Below are 14963 nucleotides of genomic sequence, written 5' to 3' on the forward strand. Positions count from 1 at the left end.
AAATTCTTTCAAATTTTGAGTGTTTAATTGATTTTACTGCAAATTTATAAACTTTTAACTTATCACAAATGTATATTAATATTTTAAAACTTTAAACTTTCTGAAAAATCTTTTCAAATTTCCAGCTGCAATACTATAGATTTAATACCACACAAATTATGCCATTAATGGATATTTTAACGGACATTTTAAAAATTCAAAGCACCTCAGGGGACGAATCCGCTATCAAGGATTTCCTATTGAATCAAATCAGAATACGTCAAACTTCATGGAAGGTTCAGCCTGAAATCTACCATGGCCCACAAGTACATGACTGTCTGTTACTTAAATTTGGAAAACCTCGTGGAGCTGTCTTTGCACACATTGACACAATAGGCTTTATGACAAGGTACCAAAACCAAATTGTCCCTATCGGAGGACCAGATGTAGAGGATAGTGTGTCAGTAGTTGGTCAAGACAGACTTGGCCCTATCAAATGCAATATAACTGAAAATGAGGGTCAGCTTACCCACGATTTTCCAAGACAGATCGCTCCTGGGACTAGACTTTCATTTGAACAGGACATTCAAATCTCTGAAAAGTTTATTCAAGCTGCATACCTAGACAATAGACTTGGTGTATATAATGCTTTAAAATTGTGTGAAACGTTAGAAAATGGATGGGTGGTTTTTTCCACTTATGAAGAGCACGGTGGAGGAAGTGTCCCTGCTTTGCTGAATTTTATCCAAAAAGAATCGCCGATTTCATTTGGGTTGATTTCAGACATTACATGGGTTACTGACGGCGTACAACATCACGATGGTGTGGTTATTTCTATTCGGGACAAACATATACCACGTAAAATTTTTCTGGATAAAATTCTGGAATTGGCTTCAGACAGTAAAATACCTTTTCAACTTGAAATTGAAGATGCCGGAAGCAGCGATGGAAGAGAGGTTCAGTTCTCTCCATACTTTATTGATTGGTGTTTCATCGGTGCCCCAGAAGACAATGTCCACAGCCCCAAAGAAAAAGTTTCCTTGTTTGACCTAAACGCTATGATCGAAATGTACCGATATTTAATGGCCCATCTATAAGTATTAGCAGAAATAAGGAGGTGACAGTTATGATTTTTTATATATTTGTAAATGCTCCTTAGAGGAGCTTTTTTATTTGCTGATGATAGAGATTAAAGATAAAAAGTTTATTCCATTCATTGATTCCGATCAGTTGGACGAGAGGGTCAAGGAATTGGGAAGTGAAATTTCACGGGATTTTAAAGGTACACAACCTGTGATTATCGGAGTTTTGAACGGTGCGTTTATGTTTCTTTCAGACCTTTCAAAGTCTATTTCTATCCCAGTTGAGATATCTTTTGTCAAAATATCATCATATGAAGGTGAAAATTCGACAGGAAGTGTTAAACAGCTTTTCGGATTGGAAGCTGACATTGAAAATAGAGAAGTAATTATTGTAGAGGATATAGTGGATACCGGTCTGAGCATGTCGCATTTAATGGGCATGATCAGAGATAAAAAGCCCAAAAACATACACATCGTAACCTTACTCCACAAGCCTGAAGCCTTGCAAAAGGAAATTACATTGGATTACATCGGGTTTAACATCCCGAATAAATTTGTCGTAGGATATGGTTTAGACTATGATGGATTTGGGAGGAACCTCGCTCAAATTTACCAACTTAAAACAGATTAAAACCAAACACCTGTAAAATGCTGAACATCGTTTTATTTGGCCCTCCGGGAGCCGGAAAGGGAACTCAAAGTGAAAAAATAATCACGAAATACAACCTCACTCATCTTTCTACCGGCGACCTTTTTAGGAAGCACCTTGGAGAAGGAACAGAACTTGGAATACTTGCCAGAAAGTATATGGATGAAGGCAGGCTTGTCCCAGATGAAGTAGTGATAGGAATGGTAGGTGATAAAATCAAAAGCACTCCAGACACCAACGGATTCATTTTCGATGGCTTTCCACGCACTGTCGCACAAGCTCAGGCGCTGGATCACCTAATGGAGGAACATAAAATGAGCATTTCAGGGATGATTGCCCTAGAAGTAGAAGAAAAAGTGCTCAAGGAAAGAATCAGGGAAAGGGGAAAAACCTCTGGAAGGACTGATGACCAAGATGAGAACAAAATACAAACAAGGATAAATGTGTATTTAGAGGAAACCTTACCGGTAGCTGAATACTATAAAGCGCAGGGAAAACTCACAAAAGTAAATGGAGTTGGAACTATCGATGGAATCTTTGCAGATATCTCAAATGTGATGGACGAGTACTAATACTCAAAATATCATTACCTTTGTAAAAATTATAGTTGGCTAAGCTTCAGAGCTTAGCCATTTTTATTAGATAAAACTCAAACAGTGGCGGATTCCAACTTTATAGATTATGTAAAATTCTGTTCTAGATCTGGAGCCGGTGGTTCTGGTTCGGTCCATTTCAGAAGAGAAAAACATGTGCCCAAGGGTGGCCCAGATGGAGGTGATGGAGGCAGAGGTGGCCATATCATCCTTCGAGGTAATTCACAACATTGGACCTTACTTCATCTTAAATACAAAAAGCATGTCATTGCTGATGATGGAAAAGGTGGTGAAGGAGGTAGACGAAAAGGTAAAGACGGCCCCGATGTGATATTAGAAGTACCCCTAGGAACTGTAGCCAAAGATGCAGAAACGATGCAGACACGTTTTGAAATCACTGAAGAAGGGCAAGAAGTAATACTAACTCAAGGAGGTAGAGGTGGCTTAGGTAATGACCATTTTAAAACTTCAACAAACCAAGCTCCGCATTATGCCCAGCCTGGGGAGTCCGGCATTGAGGAATGGATCGTATTAGAATTGAAATTGCTGGCAGATGTTGGACTGGTCGGTTTTCCGAACGCTGGAAAATCAACTTTGCTTTCCAGTATTTCCGCAGCCAAGCCAGAAATAGGCGATTATCCTTTTACGACATTAGTACCAAACCTCGGTGTAATTCCCTATAGAAACGACAGGTCCTTTGTAATGGCTGACATTCCTGGAATCATTGAAGGTGCTTCAGAAGGCCGAGGTTTAGGACTTCGCTTTTTGAGACATATCGAAAGAAACTCCATACTTCTCTTCATGATTCCGGCTGATGCTGAAAGTATCACCGAACAATATCAGATTCTCTTAGGAGAACTGAAGAAATATAACCCAGAGCTTCTTGACAAAAAAAGGTTACTCGCAATAACAAAAGCGGATATGCTCGATCAAGAACTCATGGATCAAATGGAACCTGATATTCCTACCGAATTGCCATCACTTTTCATCTCTTCAGTCACCCAGTATAACTTGGAAAAATTAAAAGACATGCTATGGCAGGCAATTACACTCGAATAAGTGTCAGTTTGTCAGTTTGCTTGGTATGGCAAATAAATTGTTAAGTAAGGTTAGAGTATAAAATTGAAGAAAATGCAGGAAAAAGAAACCATCAAAGAGGAGCAGTCTCATTCAAATGAAAATGAGTTAAAAGAAGGTAAGGAAGCAGTTCTTGACCAGTCTTCCGAAAACACAGAAGAACAAACATCCTCAGAGACCTCTGAAATATCCCCTGAAAAAAAACTACAACAAGAAGTAGAGGAATTGAAAGATAAATACTTGAGGCTATATTCTGAGTTTGACAATTACAGGAGAAGAACTGCAAAAGAAAAGTTAGATTTAATCAAAACAGCTTCAGAAGACCTTATAAGAGAAATCTTGCCAGTGATAGATGACTTTGAAAGAGCTTTCAAAGCAAGTGAAAATTTGACTGAAATAGAAAAAGTAAGGGAAGGCAACCAATTGGTTTTTCAAAAATTACTTAAAGTATTAGAAGCAAAAGGAGTAAAGGTCATGGACGATTTGGTAGGAAAAGCGTTCGATCCGGAAACTCAAGAAGCTATCACCCAGATCCCTGCGCCTAATGAGGAGTTGAAAGGCAAGATAATCGATGTTGTAGAAAATGGATATACGCTAGGTGATAAGGTAGTGCGTTACGCCAAGGTAGTCACAGGAGCATAAAAAGAAATCATGGCAAAAAGAGATTTTTACGAAATATTGGGAGTATCGAAAAGTGCAAGTCCTGAGGAAATTAAAAAAGCCTACAGGAAACTTGCTATTAAATACCATCCCGATAAGAACCCAGACAATCCTGAAGCTGAAGATAAATTTAAAGAAGCAGCTGAAGCATATGAAGTTCTAAGTAATCCAGAAAAGAAGCAACGCTATGACCAATATGGACACCAAGGACTTGGTGGAAATGGCGGCTATGGTGGTGGCGGTATGAACATGGATGACATCTTCTCTCAATTTGGAGATATCTTCGGTGGTGGAGGAGGTGGCTTTGAATCTTTCTTTGGAGGAAGAGGTGGAAGAAGAACCAAAAAAGGCACTAACCTTAGGGTAAAACTTAAGCTGAATCTAAAAGAAATCGCCAATGGGGTTGAGAAAAAAATCAAAGTCAAAAGACAGGTTTTAGCTGATGGTGTCACTTTCAAGACCTGTGGTACCTGCCAAGGTTCCGGACAGATCAAGAAGGTAGTGAATACAATGCTCGGTCAGATGGTATCAGCAAGCACATGTCCTGCATGTGGAGGCAATGGTCAAATCGTTGATAAAAAACCAGCAGAAGCAGATCCAAGAGGTCTCATTCTTAAGGAAGAAGTCATTTCTATCAACATCCCTGGAGGAGTAGCCGATGGAATGCAACTGAGCATGTCAGGAAAAGGAAACGAGACTGCAGGAGGCATCCCCGGAGACCTATTGATAGTAATAGAAGAAATAGAAGACAACACGCTACAGAGAGATGGTAACAATGTAGTTTTTGACCTATATGTAAGCTTCATCGACGCTGCATTAGGTGCTTCCATTGAAGTTCCTACCATCGATGGTAAAGTCAAAATCAAACTGGAACCAGGTACTCAAAGTGGTAAAATCCTGCGGCTGAAAGGAAAAGGCATCAAAGATATCAATGGATATGTCAAAGGTGATCAATTGATCCATGTCAATGTATGGACGCCTAAGCAGCTTAGCAAGGAAGAAAGAACAGCATTGGAAGGACTAAAGGATTCAGAAAACTTCAAACCTGACCCAGGAAATTCAGAAAAAAGTTTCTTCGATAAGATGAAGGAATTTTTCTAAAAGTATACAGCCGGACAAAAATCCGGCTTTTTTTTTACCTTTAGGAACCTTTTAGAATCACCGCCGTAATTTATGCGTATGTTGAATAAATTATGCTTAATAATTTGCCTGGTATTTGGAGCAAGGCTTGAAAGCAGCTCTCAGATTATTAAGGAGTTTAAAGTTGAAGAAAAACACGGATTTAATTTGATCCAACTTGACTTCAATGTCTATAAGGGAATTTCTAATATTGAAAGAAAGCAAAGTGAGAACCCTGTATTTATACACTGTGACCTTGCCAAGGTAAATATTCTCCCCACTTTTCATCACGAAACGATCAATGGTGTACTCAATACCTATCTGACACACCGAAATGTAGAATCCGAAAATCTCGGAAAAAGTCTCTCCTATAAACTATTTTCAAATTCCAATGATGACTTTGACCACAAATGGAAAGTAGGACTTAACTCCAACTACCTCTATGACCTCAATTTCAATTTTGGAATCGGAAAGGCGAATTTCGACTTATCCCACCTGCCCATTTCCAATTGCAAGGTAAATTCTACGAGTGCGGACATTAATCTACATTACAGTAAAAAAATGGCAAACTCAGTAAAAATGGATACCCTGTTGGTAAAAATCAATATGGGCAACCTTGAAGCTTCAAACCTCAATTTTACAAATGCTAAAAAAATGATTTTTGAAGCCAACTATGGAACCATGAATTTGTCATTTTCGGACAAAATGCCTGAGTCTTGTGATATTACAGCTATCGTAGGTGCGGGGAAAGTAGACCTCATCCTTCCAGATGAATCACAACCATTTATCTTAAAAGTAAAATCTACTGCCATGTGCAGGACTACCATACCAAAAAGCTTGAAAGATATTGGTAACAAAACTTATGTAAGCAAGTCTTATAAAGAAGATGCGGAAAACTTGATGTCCTTTATCATTGATGTCTCTGTCGGATCTGTAAATATTAGATAAATACCCCACGATTTTTTTATTACTTTTAGTGTAAAATCAATCCCTTGGAAATTCTAAGTATTCAAAATCTAAATAAATCCTACGGTCCAAGCAAGGCCCTTACAGATATTGATCTCTCTATTCCGGAGGGAGTGATTTACGGATTACTTGGACCTAATGGTGCAGGAAAAACTACTTTGATCAGGATAATCAACCAAATCATTGATGCAGATTCCGGTAGTATTTTCTTTAAAGGCGAACAGCTAAACCCTAAACATATCGCACAGATAGGATACCTCCCTGAAGAGAGGGGCCTATACAAGAAAATGAAAGTTTGGGATCAGTTAATCTACTTTGCACGCCTAAAAGGCCTAAGTGCTAGCGAGGCCAAAGAAAAGGTTCATTTTTGGTTGGATAAGTTGGATATCAAAAACTGGAAAGACAAACGGATAGATGATCTTTCGAAGGGCATGGCTCAGAAGGTCCAGTTTATTTCAACCATTATCCATGAACCGAGACTTTTGATTTTGGATGAACCGTTTTCGGGTTTTGATCCGGTCAATGCAGACCTGATCAAAAATGAAATCCTTGAACTAAAACAAAAGGGGATAACCTTGATCCTGTCCACACACCGGATGGAGTCAGTAGAACTACTCTGCGACTATGTAGCCATGATCAATCAATCAAAGAAGATATTAGACGGAAAACTTACAGCCATAAAACAGCAATTTCGTCCAAATGAGTATGAGGTACAATTGAGGTGCGAAGATAATAGGCTACCTGAGCAATGGCAAGCAACTTGGGATAATCAAATTGCAACATTTACTATCAAACTCAATGGAGGAACTGCGAATGAAAGTTTGGCACATCTCATGCAATTTGGTGAAGTTATCGGCTTTTCTGAAAGGATGCCGAGCATGGAGGAATTATTTATCCAACAAGTAAACGCTAGTTCCAATGGATAAAATCTGGCTTGTCATCAAAAGGGAATACCTTTCCCGGGTACAAAAGAAATCTTTCTTATTGGCTACATTGCTCACACCTCTGATTTTCCCAATCATCATGGGCGCTTTTCTGTGGATTGCAATGGATGAGGCAGATAGTGCTGCCCTGAGGATTATTGAGGTAATAGATGAAAACAATATGTTTTTTATCGAAAGCTCTGAACAATATGCATTTTCCTATTCCAACGGTGATTCGGAAGAAGGCAAAGATCTTGTGAAATCAGGTGAAAGATTCGGGTTTCTATACATTCCAAAGATTGACTTGAGCAATCCCTCTGGTATAGTTTTTTATGGAGACAGCAATCCTAGTATGAATTTCATCAATTACCTGGAATCCAGCCTGAAGAGGAGAATTGAAGAACAGAGACTTTTTGAATCAGGAATTGATCCTGAAGTTTTGTCCGCTTACCGCACCAAAGTAAATATTCGTGCTATAACCTTAGACAACAGTGGTACAGAGACATTTTCAGACGCAACGGTCAATTATGTTATTGGATTCTTTACAGGCATCCTAATCTATATATTCATATTTGTCTATGGCAATCAGATCATGCATGGCGTAATTGAAGAAAAATCGAGCAGGATTGTGGAGATACTGGTTTCCTCACTCAAGCCATTTCAGTTGATGATGGGGAAAATCATCGGCATCGGTGCTGTTGGTCTGACGCAGTTCCTTATTTGGATGATTTTAATATCTTCCATTTCATTTGTGGTGATGGGCTATTTTGGTATGCAGATGCCACAACAGCAAGCGATGGAAATGGCCAATTCTCAAATGGGGTCCTCAATCAGTACTGAAACCCCGGAAATTGCGGGGATACTTCAGGTAATTCAAGAGATTAATTTTATCAAATTGGCTCTGACCTTTATTTTTTACTTTCTTGGTGGATACCTTTTGTATGGTGCGTTTTTCGCAGCTATAGGAGCGGCAGTTGATGCTCCTTCAGAGGCTCAGCAATTTATGCTGCCCATTACCATCCCACTCCTTATAGCCTATATGGGACTGTTTGTTTTTGTCTTAAATGACCCCAACAGCAATGTTTCATTTTGGCTTTCGATAGTACCTCTCACCTCCCCTATAGCAATGATGGGGAGAGCTAGTTATGGCATTCCTTTTTGGGATCTAGCATTGTCAATGTCCTTGTTGATTGTCGGCTTTCTTTTCAGTACCTGGGTAGCGGGAAAAATCTACCGAATTGGAATCTTGGTACATGGTACAAAAGTCAATTACAAAACACTTTGGAAATGGATCAAGAGTGAATAAAAAAAACCACATAGCGTGGTTTTTTTCTTACTCATTAATCTTCTGCATAATTGAAACTATCAATCTGCTCTTTTACCCAGTCCTTGTATTTACTAAGCCTGTATTCTTTCCATTTTTCATTGTACTTTCCAGAACTATCTATCAAAAATTTGAATCCTGTAGCAGCTTTAGGCTTACTTAAGGCATTAAACAGTTCATCCTGAAATCCTCTTTCTTTCACTTGTCTATCTGTGAAAATCTCCATGATCTGATGCTCTTGGTGAGGCTCCATCTTGGTAAACTCGGCAAAATTATCCGGGTTGTCATCTATTTCGTCCAATACATCTTCTTCATCTGATGTAAGGTCATAATTGAAATAGTCTTCATCATCAGGCATATGATGAATCTTTTTAGTGTCAATTTGATAAAAACAAATCATCCCCTTTAGCAATAGTGCTGCTATTTTCTCTACTTCTTTTTCAGATAGGGTTAGCATTTTATAAAAGCTATAGTTTTAAGAAATATAATTAACTGTGTATAAATATCAAACATTTTTTATTGTGATAATACCTTTTGCACTTATGCGTCCAAAAGTTCTTTCAACAATGGCAAATTTAAGTCATGTCCACCATCATAAAAGCGCTTTTCAACATTTAATTTCAAATCTGCTATAATTTCTTCCTGTTTTTGAATTGTTTCTGGTGTGATAAAATCATCATTTGTTCCAAGAACAACATATGTCTTAGTCTGGTCTAGCGAAGATTTTGTTTTTTCCAAAACCAAATCATGGGCAAAACCTCCACCCCAAAGAATTAGAGTATCCACTTTTTCTTCAAGCTGACTCACCCAACGGGTAGCTGTGGCTGCCCCTTGACTGAAACCTAACACTTTTATTTTGGGCGGTGTTTGATATTTTATCAAAAAAGCACGCAACAATTCATTAAGATACATATGATTATTAGCGATAGCTGTTTCCCTTTCATGACGTGTCATCCAATTGGCACCTACCCTACCTGAAAAACCTTCTAAATATGAATAATTAGTGGCTTCGGGAACCACGAAAACCCTTTCTTCCATAAACAAAGGGGTAAGCTTCCGGAGAAAAAATTCTGCTAACTGACCATACCCGTGTAAAGCTATAATGATTTCATTTTCTTCACGGTTGACTACATGTGAAATCCTGTAGTGAGCATTGTAAGTAAATTTTATTGATCCTTTCATTATCCATTCAAATCATTGAACCTAAATGGCAATAATTGATCTATGCCACTGGCTTTTAACAATTCTCCTTGAGGGTTAAGCATTAATATTTCAATCGCATGCCCAAATTTAATCTCGTACTCATTGATTGTTTGGCGACATAATCCACATGGAGTCACTGTCGCCCACACCTTGTCTTCCCTTCTTTTGGCTATAATTACGAGTTTTACTGGTCTTGAATCAGGGTAGTTTGCCATCGCATAACTGAGCACAGCACGTTCTGCGCAGATCCCCACGGGAAATGAGACATTCTCTTGGTTGTTTGCAGAAAAAACCTTGCCATTTTCAAGCAACAAAGCTGCCCCGACCATAAAATTTGAATATGGGGCATGGGCATTTTCGACCGCTATTTTTGCTTGCTCGACAAGCTCTATTTCATCTGTAGCCCATTCCTCCCGCTGAAAAACTTCCAGCGATACAGTAAGGTTTATTTTTTTTCTCATGTTCAAAAACTAAAAAGGATCTCAATTAACAAAATTAAATTGGCAATTGTTCTTTTGGGGCAATCTAAGGTTTGTATTTTTACTTTTATCTATCAGATATGATACGAAATATAAACCCAAAATACAGATGAAGAAAATATTGATCTTGGGAGCTGGTAAGTCTTCCATATTTTTAATTGAATATTTAGCAAATACCGCTCAGTCTAAAAACAGGGAAATAATAGTAGCCGATTTATCGAAGGAAGAAGCGTTAAAAAGAATAAAGGGCTTACCTCAAACGAGGGCTGTCGCTTTTAATTCCGACGATCAGGAAAATCGAGAAAAACTTATTCAAACAGCTGATGTAGTCATCTCAATGCTTCCAGCATTTTTACACCCCCTCATTGCAAAAGACTGTTTACAGTACGGCAAACATTTTTTTTCCGCTTCCTATGAATCTGCCGAAATAAGGAAAATGAAAACTGAAATCGAGCAAAAAGAGCTTTTGTTCCTCAATGAATGTGGGCTAGATCCTGGCATTGACCACATGTCTGCCATGCAAATCATAGATAGAGAAAAGAAACTTGGAAACGAAATATTTTCCTTTAAGTCTTTTACTGGAGGACTTCTTGCTCCTGAATCAGAAGATAATCCTTGGAATTACAAGTTTACCTGGAATCCAAGAAATGTAGTCATTGCAGGACAGGGAGTATCAAGGTTTATCAGAAATGGTAAATACAAATACATCCCTTACCACATGCTATTTCGAAGACTTGAAAAGATCAGTTTTGACGGAATTGGAGAGTTTGAAGGATACCCCAACAGAGACTCGCTAAGCTACCGTAAAGTGTATGGCCTAGACAATATACCTACGATCCTGAGAGGTACACTCAGAAGGTCTGGATTCTGCCAAAGTTGGGATGTTTTTGTTCAACTTGGCCTTACAGATGATTCATTTGAAATGGATCTTCCAAGCGATTTCACCCAGAGAATGTTTATCAATTCATTTTTACCATACCACCCGGAAAAAACTGTAGAAACAAAAATAAAAGAACTGCTTCCTTGGGTTGATGAAAACATACTGAAAAAAATAGCCTGGCTTGGATTGTTGGAAAACAAACCTCTTCCAAAATTCAAAGGAAGCCCTGCTTCAATTTTGCAGATGATTTTGGAAAATAAATGGGAATTGAACCCCGATGATAAGGACATGATTGTGATGCAGCATCAGTTTGAGATTAAGTCGGCTGGTAAAAAGAAAAGACTTACCTCAAGTATGGTCAGCATTGGAGAAAACCAAAACCAAACAGCCATGGCAAAAACCGTTGGTCTGCCATTGGCAATAGCTGTCGATTTATTTTTGGAAGGCACGATCAAAACCAAGGGACTGATGTTGCCGATTCATCCTGAAATATATAATCCCCTGCTTTCCGAACTTGAAAAACAAGGGATTAAATTCACTGAGAAGGAAGAGTTGATTGACTAATTTCTCAACCAGTTTGATGGAGGGCTCAATGTAGCGCCAGGAACAGTTCGGCAATCATCTGGAATTATTCTTGGTGTTGCTTTTATATCCAGATCATCACTTTCTATATAAAGCTCTGATGTCGCTACATCAGCGGCAATGAAATAGCCTAAAACCGTCTCATCTGGATTGTCTAAGCTGATAATATTGCCCCTGATATTTGCAGGTGGCTGGTCAAAGACACTGCCTGTTATGCTCAATTGTTGCTCTATCAATCTTAAAAATCTAAAGGCTTCTTGACTAATCCCCATCTGCTGTATCTCGGCCCTATAAGTATCTTTAAACCTTAATCCATTATCTTCTATAAATGCAACAGGGAGCCTGGTTTCTAGCCCGTTAAAACTTTCATCTGATGCAATTGTAAAATTCTGAGAGCGACTAGACTCAACCAGGTAACAAATAGCACAGCAATCTTTTGGAGCTGGCCCCCGTGGATCACTAGGGTGCGTGGGAGGATTGGTATACAATTCAGGATTGGCCACCAAAACGAATGACCCCGGAGCTGTCCTCCAATAGTAATTATTAGCTTGATCTCCAGGATCTTTGAAATGCGCTATCAATTGCACACCTACTCTTTGCTCAAGTCTATCGTCAGTAGCTATCTCTACAGTTCTGATAGAAACCTGATCTATGGGAGCCACCTGATTTACTTTTTCCGGAAATGATGTGTATTCTCTCCCTTCTATAAGCCTCAATTGTAAAGTATACGACAATCCTACTTTTGCTTTAAATCCAGCTGGTGTTTCGTAAACCCCTGCTTCCACTTCTGTGAGAAAGGTCACCATACCCTCACTGTCTCTCACATTTACTGTAGCCAATCTAACAGGCCTGATCAAGCCTTCAAAGACAGAACCATAGGTATCTGTTCTTGTCAATCTGATACGATGTGGCCCAGGCTCCGTAGTTATAAATCCGTCCACAGTAAGAAGTTGCTCTCCTCTTTCTAGTTCCAGCGTATAAGGATCTACACAGGAAAGCGGAATTATTAATAGTATATATAGTAATCTTTTAAGCATTTCCATTAAAATTTAAGCGAGTAACTCAAGGTTGGCAAGGGAACCCCTAGAATAGCTAATCTAAAGGCCTGAGGTGGCGATCCAGGTTGATCCGCAAAGAATATTGAGAATGGGTTCTTTCTACCATAGGCATTCATGACAGCAAATGTCCAATCACCATCATAGAACTTACCATCTCCTTGGAATTTGAAATTCAATGACAAGTCCAACCTGTGGAAATCAGGTATTCTCTGCAGGTTACGGTTTCTGAAGAAAGCAAGTGAATTGCCGGCAAAGTCAAATTTGGCTTCGGGGAAGGTGACCGGCCTGCCAGTGCTGTAAGAGAATGTGGCTGAAAGGGAAGTAAAAGAGCTGATCTTATAATTACCAATCAATGTAAGGTCATGTGGTTTATCAAAGTTCGCAGGAAACCAGTTACCATCATTGATGATTTCCTCTTCAAAAGGTGTGATCACTCTTCTCAAGGCTCTGGAGTAGGTATATGAAGCCCAACCGGTAGCTCTGCCTAGATTTTTCTTTACATATACTTCTACACCATAGGCCTGCCCTTCACCGGGAATAATTTCAGTTTCAAGGTGATTCTGAAGTAACAATCTTGCGCCATCTTTATACTCTACTACATTTTGAATATCCTTGTAATAAACCTCTACAGAGCTTTCAAAAATATTCCCTTTGAAGTTTTTGTATATACCTAAAGAGTATTGATCTACAATTTGTGGTCTCAAAAACTGGTCACTTAACTTCCAGACATCCGTCGGGGCTATGGTGGCTGTATTTGAAATAAGGTGGATGAATTGGTACATTTTATTATAACCTGCCTTGATGGACGTATTCTTGTCTATTGAATACCTTATAGAAGCCCTCGGGCCCCATCCATCATATGTCTGTATTGCCTCTCCATCTGAATAAGTACGTTCTCCTATGACATTAGAGGCATTGAGGGGTAAGTTTTCCGCATATTGCCTCACCGTCCTTGGTCCATAGTAAGTATAGGTATCATACCTCACCCCATAGGAAAATCCCAGTTTTTCTCCTAATTCAAATTCATGCTGGAAGAAAAATCCGGATTCCATAGCATATTCATTCTGTACTTTTTGCGGCAGCACTCCTGACTCACCATTTTCGGATGGAATAAGTTCTCCGGGCTGAATCGTTAATCTCTTTGTATCACCACCAAAGTTTATCCTGTTGTTTTCTCCTAACTGATAAGTCAAGCTTAACCTCCCTCCAGTATCGATTATTCCTGAGTTGAGGTCGAAATTATTGATCCCTGATTGATTAAAAATAGAAAAATCATATAGTGTATGAAAACCAATAAGATCAACGCTGAGTTTTTCTCCAAACTGCCCCAAATACCTTAAGGACTGACTTTGATTTGTCCATGAAATTGTGGTGTCAGAAGCCAATGCAAAATCATCATAACTTCTATAAAAGCTATACGTGAGGTTGTGGTTTTCATTGATCTCTCCGTATAAGATGCCATTTATATCATTGAAATTAGCCTGACTTGTTCTGAGTTCGGGATTGTTTAGCGAATTCAATAACCAATTGATATATGAACCCCTAAAACTCAATTGGGCAGATACAACATCTTTCACAATAGGCCCATTGATTGAAGCTTTTCCTGATACAGTACCTACCATCATGTCCCCTCCCCATTTGGTTAGACTTCCGGATTTGGGAGTGATATCTAGAATTGAGGAGCCTCTTCCTCCAAATTTCGTTGGTATTTGGGCTTTGTATAAGGTAAAGTCGTTGACCACATCAGGATTGAATGCTGTGAATAAACCAAACAAATGGGACGGATTATAGACAGGCGCACCTGCAAAGGTGATCAGGTTTTGATCAGCACCCCCACCTCTCACATTCAAGCCTGAAGATGCCTCCCCTACTTGACTAACACCCGGTAAGGTTGCTACTGATCGAATGATATCCACTTCACCCAAAAACGGAGGGAGTTCTTTAAGGGTATTCATACTGATACTGATGGCACCCATCTCTGTACTTCTGATGTTTTTTTCAGGGTCTCTTCCAAAAATCACAACATCGTCTAAGGTAAAGTCCTCCTGTATCATGGTAAGGTTGATCCTGCCATCACCTACCGCTACTATGGGATATGTTACTGTTTCATACCCAATATACCTAAATTCCAAAATGTATTCTGCCCTGTCCAAAACAAAAGAAAATGTACCATTGGTGCTGGTCACTTCCGTCTTATTTAATTCCCTTACAGTCACAGTAGCACCTACCAGTGCATCTCCTGTAATCTCATCAATAATCCTCCCTGATATATTCAGGTTTTTCATTGACCCTATATCCCTACCTACTACTACTCGCTTTTCCTGCGCTTGTAGATGGGTAGTCAAAAGGAGTTGAAATAATATAAATATTGGTAAAAGTTTTTTCATAC

At 39.0% G+C, this 14963-nt stretch carries 15 protein-coding genes; 10 read left to right on the forward strand and 5 right to left on the reverse strand.

Going from position 1 to position 14963, the window contains the following annotated elements:
- Positions 1–167 precede the first annotated feature (167 nt).
- The 9 genes from CLW00_RS14005 (at position 168) to CLW00_RS14045 (ending at position 8354) form a co-directional block, all read left to right on the forward strand.
- A complete protein-coding gene (locus CLW00_RS14005; RefSeq protein ID WP_106134326.1) occupies positions 168–1076 on the forward strand; it encodes an aminopeptidase in 909 nt (302 codons plus the stop codon).
- A gap of 82 nt (positions 1077–1158) precedes the next feature.
- Complete coding sequence (gene hpt, locus CLW00_RS14010) at positions 1159–1692, forward strand: hypoxanthine phosphoribosyltransferase (protein WP_106134327.1); 534 nt, start codon at positions 1159–1161, stop codon at positions 1690–1692.
- A 17-nt stretch (positions 1693–1709) separates the two neighbouring features.
- Positions 1710–2282: an adenylate kinase gene (locus tag CLW00_RS14015; RefSeq protein WP_106134328.1), complete on the forward strand. Its 573-nt coding sequence runs from the start codon at positions 1710–1712 to the stop codon at positions 2280–2282.
- Positions 2283–2366: 84 nt separating this feature from the next.
- Positions 2367–3362, forward strand: a complete 996-nt coding sequence (gene obgE, locus CLW00_RS14020; RefSeq protein WP_106134329.1) for a GTPase ObgE — start codon at positions 2367–2369, stop codon at positions 3360–3362.
- 72 nt (positions 3363–3434) lie between these two features.
- Positions 3435–4022, forward strand: coding sequence for a nucleotide exchange factor GrpE (locus CLW00_RS14025; RefSeq protein ID WP_106134330.1), 588 nt, complete (start codon positions 3435–3437; stop codon positions 4020–4022).
- 9 nt (positions 4023–4031) lie between these two features.
- Positions 4032–5141, forward strand: a complete 1110-nt coding sequence (gene dnaJ / locus CLW00_RS14030) for a molecular chaperone DnaJ (RefSeq protein ID WP_106134331.1) — start codon at positions 4032–4034, stop codon at positions 5139–5141.
- A 78-nt stretch (positions 5142–5219) separates the two neighbouring features.
- Entirely contained in the window at positions 5220–6107 is an 888-nt protein-coding gene (locus CLW00_RS14035; protein ID WP_106134332.1) for a hypothetical protein, read from the forward strand.
- 44 nt (positions 6108–6151) lie between these two features.
- Positions 6152–7051, forward strand: coding sequence for an ABC transporter ATP-binding protein (locus CLW00_RS14040; protein WP_106134333.1), 900 nt, complete (start codon positions 6152–6154; stop codon positions 7049–7051).
- Positions 7044–8354 carry an ABC transporter permease gene (locus tag CLW00_RS14045; protein ID WP_106134334.1) on the forward strand — a complete coding sequence of 437 codons (1311 nt, stop codon included), beginning with the start codon at positions 7044–7046 and terminating at the stop codon, positions 8352–8354. Before CLW00_RS14040 ends, CLW00_RS14045 begins: the two co-directional genes overlap by 8 nt.
- A 34-nt stretch (positions 8355–8388) precedes the next feature.
- Here the strand turns inward: CLW00_RS14045 and CLW00_RS14050 are convergent, their stop codons facing one another.
- From CLW00_RS14050 to CLW00_RS14060, 3 genes are all read right to left on the reverse strand, one after another.
- Positions 8389–8829, reverse strand: coding sequence for a UPF0158 family protein (locus tag CLW00_RS14050; RefSeq protein WP_106134335.1), 441 nt, complete (start codon positions 8827–8829; stop codon positions 8389–8391).
- 83 nt (positions 8830–8912) lie between these two features.
- Entirely contained in the window at positions 8913–9554 is a 642-nt protein-coding gene (locus CLW00_RS14055; protein ID WP_106134336.1) for an alpha/beta hydrolase, read from the reverse strand.
- A complete protein-coding gene (locus tag CLW00_RS14060) occupies positions 9554–10036 on the reverse strand; it encodes a cytidine deaminase (protein WP_106134337.1) in 483 nt (160 codons plus the stop codon). The genes CLW00_RS14055 and CLW00_RS14060 overlap by 1 nt, the downstream gene beginning before the upstream one ends.
- Before the next feature lie 127 nt (positions 10037–10163).
- On the opposite strand from CLW00_RS14060, the gene CLW00_RS14065 reads away from it, so the two are divergent.
- Positions 10164–11498: a saccharopine dehydrogenase family protein gene (locus tag CLW00_RS14065; protein WP_106134491.1), complete on the forward strand. Its 1335-nt coding sequence runs from the start codon at positions 10164–10166 to the stop codon at positions 11496–11498.
- On the opposite strand, the gene CLW00_RS14070 is transcribed toward CLW00_RS14065, so the two are convergent.
- Positions 11495–12553: a DUF4249 domain-containing protein gene (locus CLW00_RS14070; RefSeq protein ID WP_106134492.1), complete on the reverse strand. Its 1059-nt coding sequence runs from the start codon at positions 12551–12553 to the stop codon at positions 11495–11497. The two genes, CLW00_RS14065 and CLW00_RS14070, sit on opposite strands and share 4 nt — an antisense overlap.
- A gap of 5 nt (positions 12554–12558) precedes the next feature.
- Entirely contained in the window at positions 12559–14961 is a 2403-nt protein-coding gene (locus CLW00_RS14075) for a TonB-dependent receptor (RefSeq protein WP_106134338.1), read from the reverse strand.
- Positions 14962–14963: the final 2 nt, after the last annotated feature.

Origin of the sequence: Mongoliibacter ruber (assembly GCF_003003005.1) — a bacterium.
Taxonomy (GTDB): domain Bacteria; phylum Bacteroidota; class Bacteroidia; order Cytophagales; family Cyclobacteriaceae; genus Mongoliibacter; species Mongoliibacter ruber.

Coding starts and splice junctions, on each gene's coding strand:
- CLW00_RS14070 (WP_106134492.1), bottom strand. CDS start 12,553: ATGCTTAAAAGATTACTATATATACTATTAATAATTCCGCTTTCCTGT.
- CLW00_RS14075 (WP_106134338.1), bottom strand. CDS start 14,961: ATGAAAAAACTTTTACCAATATTTATATTATTTCAACTCCTTTTGACT.
- CLW00_RS14065 (WP_106134491.1), top strand. CDS start 10,164: ATGAAGAAAATATTGATCTTGGGAGCTGGTAAGTCTTCCATATTTTTA.
- CLW00_RS14060 (WP_106134337.1), bottom strand. CDS start 10,036: ATGAGAAAAAAAATAAACCTTACTGTATCGCTGGAAGTTTTTCAGCGG.
- CLW00_RS14025 (WP_106134330.1), top strand. CDS start 3,435: ATGCAGGAAAAAGAAACCATCAAAGAGGAGCAGTCTCATTCAAATGAA.
- CLW00_RS14035 (WP_106134332.1), top strand. CDS start 5,220: ATGTTGAATAAATTATGCTTAATAATTTGCCTGGTATTTGGAGCAAGG.
- dnaJ (WP_106134331.1), top strand. CDS start 4,032: ATGGCAAAAAGAGATTTTTACGAAATATTGGGAGTATCGAAAAGTGCA.
- CLW00_RS14050 (WP_106134335.1), bottom strand. CDS start 8,829: ATGCTAACCCTATCTGAAAAAGAAGTAGAGAAAATAGCAGCACTATTG.
- CLW00_RS14005 (WP_106134326.1), top strand. CDS start 168: ATGGATATTTTAACGGACATTTTAAAAATTCAAAGCACCTCAGGGGAC.
- CLW00_RS14045 (WP_106134334.1), top strand. CDS start 7,044: ATGGATAAAATCTGGCTTGTCATCAAAAGGGAATACCTTTCCCGGGTA.
- hpt (WP_106134327.1), top strand. CDS start 1,159: ATGATAGAGATTAAAGATAAAAAGTTTATTCCATTCATTGATTCCGAT.
- CLW00_RS14055 (WP_106134336.1), bottom strand. CDS start 9,554: ATGAAAGGATCAATAAAATTTACTTACAATGCTCACTACAGGATTTCA.
- CLW00_RS14015 (WP_106134328.1), top strand. CDS start 1,710: ATGCTGAACATCGTTTTATTTGGCCCTCCGGGAGCCGGAAAGGGAACT.